Raw genomic sequence first — 9,781 nt, 5'->3', positions numbered from 1 at the left:
GCTGCTCCTTGTCCTCCTTTTCTCTTTTGGGTGGGCGGGGGGCGCTCGGGGGCGCGGGTTTTCCTTGTCGGGGGGGGGCGGGCCACCCCCCCCCCCCGGCCCCCCCCCCCCCCACGACCCCCCTCGGGTAGGTCTCTATCCATCCGGAGCCCCTTATTCACCCGTCCGAGCAGGCGCTCGGAGTGAATGGAGGGAGCGTAAGGGGGCGCTTTCGCCTCGCGTGCTGTTCCCGCTGATCTTCACCTGCCTACCGTCGTGGCTACGGGGCACGCGCGGCGGGGAGTGGTGCGGTGACGGCGGAACTGATCAGGATCTGCGATCTCGCCGGGAGGCCGCGGGGGAGCGGGTTCGTCGCGGACGACCGAGGGACGGTGCTCACCAGCCACGAGGCCGTCGCCGGACTGGCCCGGGTGGTCCTGCACGGGCCGACGTCGGGGGAGCGGACCTGGCTGGCGGGGGCCTCGGACGTGACCGCCCTGCCGGAGCTGGGGCTGGCGCTCGTACGGAGCGACGGGCTCGGGGTACGGCCGCTGCCGGTCGCCCCGCGGGGGGCGATCGCTCCCGGGACGTACGTACGGCTGTCCGCGCGGGGCTGGCGCCAGGCGCGGGTGCTCGGCGGGGCCGAGGCCACCTACGCGGCGACCTCCACGGGGACGGCGGCGGCGGCGGCGGACCGGCTCAACCTGCTCCCGGCCGCGCTGGAACTGGCCATCGGGACCGACGGCCGCGACGCGCTGCGGTTCGGCGGCGAGGCCTGCGGGGGCCCGGTGCTGGACGCCGGAACCGGAGCGGTGCTCGCAGTCCTGTGCACCGCTCTGCAGGCGGAGCACCGCTCCGGCGGCTTCGCCGTGCCCCTCACGGCCGCGGCCGCCGCCGATCCGGGCGGACCCCTCGCCGCACTCCTGGAACGAAACGCCGCCACCGTGCCGGGCCACGGCGCCGACCTGAACCTCGCCGGAGCCCTGCAGCTCACCGGGACCACCCTGGGCGCGGCCCTCGCCGCCGGGGGACCGGAGCCGGTGGACCGCCCGGAGATCGCGGCCGAACTGGACGCCTTCACCGCCGGAGACCGCCCGGTCCTCGCGCTGATCGGGCGCCCCGGCACCGGCCGCACGACCGCCCTCGCCGGCCTGGCGGTCCGCCGCGCCCGCGGCCCGCGCCCGGCCCCGACCCTCTGGCTGCGCGGCGCCGACCTACGAGTCGGGGACACCTCGCTGGGCGACGCGGTGGCGCGGGCACTGGCGGAGGCGGGGCGGATCCTGGAGGTGCCGGCCGCCGCTCCGGGGGCGGACCCGGCGTCGGAGCTGGCCGCGCTCGTGACCTCGGCCGGGCGGGCCCTGCTCGTCGTCCTGGACGGGCCGGAGGAGATGCCGCCGCGGCTCGCGGCGCGGGCCGGGCCGTGGACCGCGGCCACCGCCGCCTGGTTGGACGCGACCGGAGCCCGGCTGGCCGTGGCCGCCCGCCCCGAGTACTGGGAGTCGGCGGGGCGGCTCTACCCGTCGCGGATGCTCCGGACCCCGGCCCGGCCGGCCCGCCGGCTGCCGCCCGCCGTCCCGGTCGGCGACCTCACCCCCGAGGAGGCGGCGCTCGCCGGGGCCCGGCTGGGGATCCCGGCCGACGCCGTCCCGGGAGCCGGGGCCCGGCACCCGCTCACCCTGCGGCTGCTCGCGGAGGTCCGCGCGGCCGGGGTCACCGCCGGCCGTCCGTCCCGTGACGAGGTGTTCGCCGCGCACCTGGACCTGCTGTGCCTGCGCGTGGCCGTCCGGGTGTCCGGCGCGCTGCCGCAGCCCCGTAGACCCGGTGTCGGCGGGGCCGCGGACCCGGTCGGCGCCGACGGGCCGGACACGGCCGGGGTGTACGGGCCCGGGGCGGGCCGGCTGGCCGCGCGGGTGGCCGGGCGGGTGCACGAAGCCGCCCGGCGGTGTCTCGGGCCGGGCCAGGGACAGGTGGACCGGGCCTCCTTCGAGGAACTGTTCCCCTGGCGGTCGGGATGGGCCTCCGCGGTGCTCACCGAGGGGCTGCTGGTGCCCGCCGGAGAGGGCTACCGCTTCGCCCACGAGGAGCTCGCCGACTGGGTGCAGGCCGCGCACCTGGATCTCCCCGCCGCGCTGGACACCTTGGGCCGGGACGTTCCCCGCCACCGCATCGGACCCGTGCTGGAGGCCCTGGGCCTGCTTCCGCGCGGGGAGCGGGCAGCCGTACTGGAGCGGCTCGTGGCCCTGCTCGACGGAACCGCCGGCCCCGAGGCGCGCTGGTGGGCCGCCCGGCTCGTCGGCGAGACCCTGCTCCGCGTCCCCGACGCGACGCCGTACCTCCCGGTCCTGTACGCCCTCACCACCCACCTGACCAGGCCCGAGCCGGGCGGGGAGCACGAACCCGGCCCTACACCGGCGGGTCCGACGCCGGAGCCCGTGACGTCGGCGGACCTGACGTCGGATCAGACACCGGCCGGTTCCGCGGCGTACGCGGGCGCCCTGGGGATCCCGGGCCCGGCGGTCACCACCGCGTGGGCGGGACCCGGTACCACCGGGCACCCCCGGGTCCCCGCCCAGGGCGGAGACCCGGGGGCCGGCGGACCCGGCGGGCCGGCGGGGCACCTCCGCCCCGGGGAGGCCGCCGGGGAGGCCGCCTACGGCGGCGGCACGCAGACCGGCGGGATCACCGAACCCGGCGGCCCGCCCGAGCCCGGTCAGGGCCGGGAGGACGAGGAGGGGGAGTTCGGGGCGTGGTTCTGGACCCGGGTGCGAGTCGCCGAGGAGGACCGGTTCGAGCTCCTGCGGCGGATGCTGCCCCACGACCACCGCCTCCTCGATGCCGCCGCCCGGCGGCTGGTCCGCGCGCCGCGCCTCGTGCAGCCGCTGCTCTGCGGCTGGTTCCGCGACGAGCGGCGGCTGCTCGGGCGGCCCGGGGCCACCGTCGCCACCGCCGCGCAGGCCCTGCTCCACACCCATCGCCACCTCGCCGTCGACGACCTCGCCGAGGTGCTCGTCACCGCCGCGCACCCCCGCGCCGACGAGCTGCTCGCCGTACTCGCCGAGGACGAGCCCTCCGCCCTCAGCCGGGCCGTGGACCGCTGGGCCCACGACGAGCGGCCCGGCCGCCGGGTCGCGGCCGCCGCGTACGGGCCGCTCACCGCCCCGCACGTGCGGACCCCCGCCGACCGCGAGCTGCTGCGCTACGCCGCTCAGGCCCTCCTCGCCCGCCCCGGCGACGCCTCCCTGCACGGCAGCGCCCTCGGGATCCTGCTCCGCGACCCCCAGGCACGGGCCCGCTACCTCCCCGAGGCCCTCGCCTGCTTCCGCGACCCCGGGCGCGGCCTGCGGCTGCCCGCCGCCGCACTGGTCGCCGCGCTCCCCGTGCTGCCCGACCCGGACGCGGTGTTCGCCGCCCTGCGGGAACGGGCCGACGGCGAGGTGGTGCGCGCGCTGGCCGCGCTGACCACGCCGGGCCTGGCACGGCGTGCGGCCGACCTCGTACGGGACCACCTCGCGCGGCACCCGCAGGACGCCGCGCACGCCGCCGAGTTCGTGGACCGGCGGCTCGAACAGGGCCTGGCCGCCGCCCCCGTGCTCCGCCCGCTCGTACGGGACCTGCTGGACTCCGGTCCGCCCCCGGTACGGGCCGCGCTGGCCGGCGTACTGGCCGCCCCGGGCACGGAGTCCTCGTACACGCTCCGCGGCGAGCTCGCCGAGGCGCTGCTCCGCGAGGAGCTCGACCCGTCGGTGCTCGACACCTTCCTCGGGGCGCTGGCGGCGGGGGCGGCCGCGGGCGCGCCCGACCGCACCCGGGACCTGCTGCGGCGCACCGGCCGGCAACTGCTGCGGGCACCGGGCGGGCCGGCGGTCTTCGAGCGGCGCACGGTCGAGTTGGCGCGGGCAGAACCGGCCTTCGGCGCACTCGTGGCCCGCTGGCTGGAGCGGGCGCCGCAAGAGGCGGCGGCGCTGTTGGGGCCGAGCGCGCGCCGGACCGTCGAGACCCTCGCTCACAGCGCGTCCCCGCGGGACGACGCCGATGATGGGCAGCGGCCACCGGCATGGCAGTCTTAGACCTGCAATCGGCAACCAGGACAGGGCCTAAAGGGTTCGGGCGAGGAGCGGTCACAGTGCAGCGCTGGCGTGGCTTGGAGGACATCCCCCAGGACTGGGGACGCGGCGTCGTCACCATCGGCTCCTACGACGGCGTCCACCGGGGTCATCAGCTGATCATCGGACGCGCCGTGGCCAAGGCGCGCGAGCTCGGCGTCCCCTCCGTCGTCGTCACCTTCAGCCCGCACCCGAGCGAGGTCGTCCGCCCCGGCAGCCACCCGCCGATCCTGGCCCCCTACGACCGGCGCGCCGAGCTGATGGCCGGGCTGGGCGTGGACGCGCTGCTGATCCTGCCCTTCACGGCGGAGTTCTCGCAGCTGTCCCCGGCCGACTTCATCGTGAAGGTGCTCGTCGACAAGCTGCACGCGCTGGCGGTCATCGAGGGACCGAACTTCCGCTTCGGCCACAAGGCCGCCGGAAACGTCGAGTTCCTGCGGCAGCTCGGCGCCACCTACGACTACGAGGTCGAGGTCGTGGACCTGGTCGAGCGCGGCGAGGCCGGCGGCGGCGTGCCGTTCTCCTCCACGCTGGCGCGCAAGCTCGTGGCGCAGGGCGACATGGACGGTGCGGCCGAGATCCTGGGCCGCCCGCACCGGGTCGAAGGCGTCGTGGTGCGCGGTGCGCAGCGCGGGCGCGAGCTCGGCTACCCGACGGCGAACGTGGAGACGCAGCCGCACACCGCGATCCCGGCCGACGGAGTGTACGCGGGCTGGCTGACGGCGGACGGCGAGCGGATGCCGGCGGCGATCTCGGTCGGCACGAACGTGCAGTTCGACGCGACCGAGCGGACCGTGGAGGCGTACGCGATCGACCGGATCGGGCTGGACCTGTACGGCATGCACGTGGCCGTCGACTTCCTCGCCTACGTGCGCGGGATGGCGAAGTTCGAGTCGCTGGACGGGCTGCTGGAGGCCATCGCCGACGACGTGAAGCGCGCGCGGGTGCTGACGGACTCGTACGACGCGGAGCGCTGACGGCCTGAGGCCTGACGGGCTGGCAGTCTGACGAGCGGTTGGACAACGGCCGAGGGCCCGTATCGTCCCGGGGATTCCGGGGGCGGTACGGGCCCTCGTGCGTGTGCCGGCTGCGTCAGCCCAGCCGCGGGTCGCGCGGGGGCCCGCCGGGCTGGGGCTGACCGGGCTGCTGGGGCCAGGGCTGGCCGGGGGTGGGGTAGGGCTGCTGCCCGTACGGGGGCTGCGGCTGCTGGTGCTGGTGAGGCTGCGGCGGCTGCTGCTGCGGGTAGGGCTGCTGGGGCGGCTGGGGCTGGCCCCAGTGGTTCGGGGGCGCTTGCTGCTGGGCGCGGATGAAGTCCTCGGCGACCAGGGCGGAGAGGTTGAAGTAGGCCTCGCGCGTCTTGGGCCGGAGCATGTCGAGGTCGACCTCGGCGCCGGCCGCGAGGTGGTCGTCGAACGGGACCACGACGACACCGCGGCAGCGGGTCTCGAAGTGTCGCACGATGTCCTCGACCTTGATCATTTTGGCGGTCTCGCGGACCCCGGAGATGACCGTGAGGGAGCGCGAGACGAGGTCGGCGTATCCGTGCGCGGAGAGCCAGTCGAGGGTGGTGCTCGCGCTGCTCGCGCCGTCCACCGACGGGGTCGAGATGATGATCAGCTGATCGGCCAGGTCCAGGACCCCGCGCATGGCGGAGTAGAGGAGCCCCGTGCCCGAGTCGGTGAGGATGATCGGGTACTGGCGGCCGAGCGTCTCGATGACGCGGCGGTAGTCCTCGTCGTTGAAGGCCGTCGAGACGGCCGGATCCACGTCGTTGGCGATGATCTCCAGCCCGGAGGGCGCCTGGGAGGTGAACCGGCGGATGTCCATGTACGAGTTCAGGTACGGGATCGCCTGGACCAGGTCCCGGATCGTGGCCCCGGTCTCGCGGCGCACGCGGCGGCCGAGGGTGCCGGCGTCGGGGTTCGCGTCGATGGCCAGGATCTTGTCCTGGCGCTCCGTGGCGAGGGTGGCGCCGAGGGCGGTGGTGGTCGTGGTCTTGCCGACGCCGCCCTTCAGGCTGATGACGGCGATGCGGTAGCAGGACATGACCGGCGTGCGGATCAGCTCCAGCTTGCGGCGCCGCTCCGCCTCGGCCGCCTTGCCGCCGAAGCGGAACAGGCCGCCTCCGGAGGCGTTGTTGCCGCTCTTGGCCTTCTGCTTGCCGCGGAGCAGGCGGTCGGAGGACAGCTCGACGGCCGCGGTGTACCCGAGGGGGGCGCCGCCGGAGGGCTGGGGGGCGCCGTAGCGGGGGTCGTGCCCGTGGGGGCCCTGCGGCCCCTGCGGGCCGGTGGGACCTTGCTGCCACTGGCCGCCGCGGGGGTCGGCGTACTGCTGGGGCTGGGGCTGGGGCTGATGCGGCTGCTGTGGCTGCGCGGGCGGGAATCCGTACCCGGCGTCCGGCATCTGGGGCCGGGTCTGGGGCTGGGCCGGCGGCAGGATGTCGTACCCGGCCTGAGGATCCGGAGACCCCGGGGACCTCGGGGGTGAGGTCAACTCCGAAGGCCACCGCGGGAGTTCGGCGCCGGATGCCGGGTCGGCTCCGGCGGATCCCTCGAACGTGTCCGTCGTGCGCGGAGCCGGAATGACCGTCCCCGCGGGGGGAGTGGGCGTACGCACGACAGCGGGCGGCGCGGCGTCGACCGGCGCGGGGTTCTCGTACGGCGGGTGGGCGGCGTGCGAAGCCGATGCGTCCGGCCGGGCGGTCGGGGCGCCGTGCTCGGGGCCGGTGGGCCGGGATGCGTACGGGTCGCTCAACGAGTCCCGATCGGGCAGGCCCCCGTCCGGATGCGCCTCCGCTGCGACACTCTCCGTGCCCTGAGTCCCCTCGGCGTTGGCGGGCGCGGGTGCATACGGCTCGCCCGGCGAGGCCTCTGCGCCCGCCGGACCGGCGGCAGCGGGGGCCTGCGCGCCCCACGCCTGGTCAGCGGACGCGGCCGACTGCGGAGCGACCCCGTCCGAGGCCGCCGGGACCGACGGCAGGGCGGCGTCCGAGGCGGACGGGTGCGACGGGACCGGGCCACCCGGGTACGGCGGCAGTCCGCTGTCCGGGCTCGAGGCCTGGGCCGGCACGACGCCGTCCGAGGCCGACGGGGCCGGCGGCAGGGTGCTGCCCGGAGCCGCCGGGTACGACGGGAGCGCGGAGTCCCGGGCCGGGTCGTAGCCCGTGGCGGGGCTGTCCGAAGCCGCCGGGCTCGACGGCAGTTCGGCACCCGGGTCCGACGGGCGCCACGGCAGCCCGGTGCCGGGGGCCGGTGTGTGCGGTGAGGCGGCACTGTCCGGGGTGGCCGGGTACGACGGCCGGGGGGCGTCGGGGGCCGGGGTGTAGGCCGGAGCGGGGCTGTCCGGGGCGGCCGGGTACGACGGCCGGGGGGCGTTGGGGGCCGGGGTGTAGGCCGGGACAGAGCTGTCCGGGGTGGCCGGGTACGACGGCAGTCCGGTGCCCGGGGCGGGCGGGTAGGGCGGAACGGCAGTGCCCGGGGCCGACGGGTGCGGCGGCACGGAGGTGCCGGCGGCCGGAGCGTACGGTGCGGCCTCGGAGTCCGCGGTCAGCGCCGTGGGTGCGTCGGGGGTGCCCGGGTACGGCACGGCCGAGGCAGGTGCCTGTGCGTTCGAGACCGCGCGCGGAGCCGGCGGCGCAATGCGCATCGTCGGAGGGGTCTCCAGATCCGACGGTGGCCGGTGGGGCTCGAAGCCGCTGCCCTCGGGCAGGCCCGGGATCGCGGCGGCCGCCGGAGCCGCGCCCTGCGTGTACCAGGCCGGCGGGGTGTAGTCGATGGTGAACTCGCCCGTCAGCTCGGGCTCCGCGTCGGACTGATCGTCCGTCGGGACGTCCCACGTCCCGCCGCGCCTCTCGTTCCGATCGCCGCTCACTGGTCCTCCTGGTATGTCGAACACTGGTCCGGCGTCCCACCGCGCCACGCCGCCGCCCAGCCTAATCGGGTCCCGCAGCCGGTATCCGCCCCCGTCTGCCCACACCCGAGGCCGACCATGGGGTGCGGGCCGCCTCCATCCTGCCCATACGGCCGCATCCCCGGCCAATCCCAGCCCCTTCAGGCGCGGCCACACCACCATGGCCGCCCCCTCCGGCGCGCGGCACGCCATCAAGGCCGCCCCTCCGGTCCGGCACGCCACGATGGCCGCTCCCTCCGGTCCGACACACCATCAAGGCCGCTCCCTCAGGCGCAGCACGCCGCCAAGACCGCCCCTCAGGCCAGCACGCCGCCAAGACCGGGACCTCCGGTCCGGCACACCGCCATGGCCGCCCCGCTCTCCCGGCCTGCCCGCCGCGCCCTGGCGCTGGGGACCACCGCCGCGTGCGTGCCAGCCCCCACAATCCGGCCGCCGCGTGCGTGTCGGCCCCCACAACTGAGCCGCGGAGTGCGTGCCGGCCCCAACTCATCCGTTCCCGCCCTGTGGGTCCCCAACCCGTCCGCACTTGCCCGGCGCGCCGTTGAGACCTTGCCCGTCCCAGCGCCGCGCGCTTCCGGCCCGCCGGTCCCGCCATTGCCGGTTCGGGTCCCGCCGGTTCGGGGCCGACCTGCTCTTGGCCCGTCCGCCCCGGGCCCGCTCGTCTCGGCCAGCAGGTTCTTGGCTTGCCTGTTCCAGCGCTGCTGGTCCCGGGCCGGCCGGTTCGGCTTGCCTGGCCTTGGCCCGTCGCTCTCGGGCCTGTTCGGTTCGGCCTGCCGGCTTCCTGGTCTGCCCATCCCGGCGCTGCCGCCTCCGGGGCTGCCAAATCCGGTCATGCCTGCTCTTCGCCTGTCGACACCCGGGCCCGTTGGGCTCGGCCTGCCGGTTCTTGGCCTGCCTGTCAGGGCGGTGGCCTGCCGGTTCGGGGCTTGCCTGGCCTTGGCCCATCGGTCCTGGCTTGCTTGGCTCAGCCTGCGTCCGGGCACTGCCGGTTCCCAGGCCGCCCGTTGATGGCATGCCGTGCATGCTCCGCTGGTTCCCGACCCACCCCCTCCGGTCCACCGCGCCCGACCTGCCCGGGCCGGTCCGCGGCTGTACCCGACCAGCTCGTTCCCTTCCGCCCACTGGTTCTCGGCCGGCTCGTGCCCGTCTGCTGGTTCTCGACTGGCCGTGCAGAGCTTCCCGGTCCACCGGTTCTCGGCGTACGCGGTTCTGCCTGCTGCCGGCCCCGCTCTGGTAGGTCGGCCCCTGTCGGTGTGTGACACGTCTGAGCACGCTCTGCCGGTTCCCCGCTCGCCCTTCCGGTCCGACGGTTCCCACGTGGCCGTTCCGAGCTTGCTGGCCTCGACCTGCCATTCCCGGCCTGTGGTTCGGCTCTGCCGGTTCCCAGCACTGCGGGTCCCGGCCTGCTGGTTGCGGCCTGACGGTTCCCCGCAGCGCCGGTTCTAGGCCTGCTGCTCAGTGGCCTGCACGGTGTCGGCCCGTCGGCAGGCCGCCGCTTCCACGGTCGCGCATGCTCTGCCCGTTCCCGGGTCGCGCACCACGGCGACTGGTTCCCGGACTGCCTGTTGCGCAGACCTTTCCGCGGACTATCGGTCCGTGGAGTTCCCGGGCGCCCGTACACACCGATCCGCCCAGCCGGGGAGCCCCGAGTCGTATCCCTCGAACTGGTACCTCCCGAGTGCCCACCCCAAGCCCCAGGGTCCCTCGTGAGGCTGAACCTCGAGGCGCCCAGGCTCCGCTGGTCGGCACCCCTGAACCCCAAGGCTTCGCCGCCCCGCGCACCCCCGGCT

The 9,781-nt window shown here is 76.2% G+C and carries 3 protein-coding genes; 2 read left to right on the top strand and 1 reads right to left on the bottom strand.

The genetic code is table 11. The features are described from left to right. The first annotated feature begins 290 nt into the window (after positions 1–290). Positions 291–4,046 (top strand): serine protease, encoded by a 3,756-nt coding sequence (locus ACFVX6_RS33005; RefSeq protein WP_389697742.1) that lies wholly within the window; start codon positions 291–293, stop codon positions 4,044–4,046. A 56-nt stretch (positions 4,047–4,102) separates the two neighbouring features. After that, entirely contained in the window at positions 4,103–5,059 is a 957-nt protein-coding gene (locus ACFVX6_RS33000) for a bifunctional riboflavin kinase/FAD synthetase (RefSeq protein ID WP_389697740.1), read from the top strand. Between the two features lie 115 nt (positions 5,060–5,174). Here the strand turns inward: ACFVX6_RS33000 and ACFVX6_RS32995 are convergent, their stop codons facing one another. Next, positions 5,175–7,952 carry an SCO5717 family growth-regulating ATPase gene (locus ACFVX6_RS32995; protein WP_389697738.1) on the bottom strand — a complete coding sequence of 926 codons (2,778 nt, stop codon included), beginning with the start codon at positions 7,950–7,952 and terminating at the stop codon, positions 5,175–5,177. Positions 7,953–9,781: the final 1,829 nt, after the last annotated feature.

The organism is Streptomyces sp. NPDC058289 (assembly GCF_042880975.1).
Classification (GTDB): Bacteria; Actinomycetota; Actinomycetes; order Streptomycetales; family Streptomycetaceae; genus Streptomyces; species Streptomyces stoeckheimensis.
This window is presented reverse-complemented; position numbering and strand designations above follow the sequence as displayed.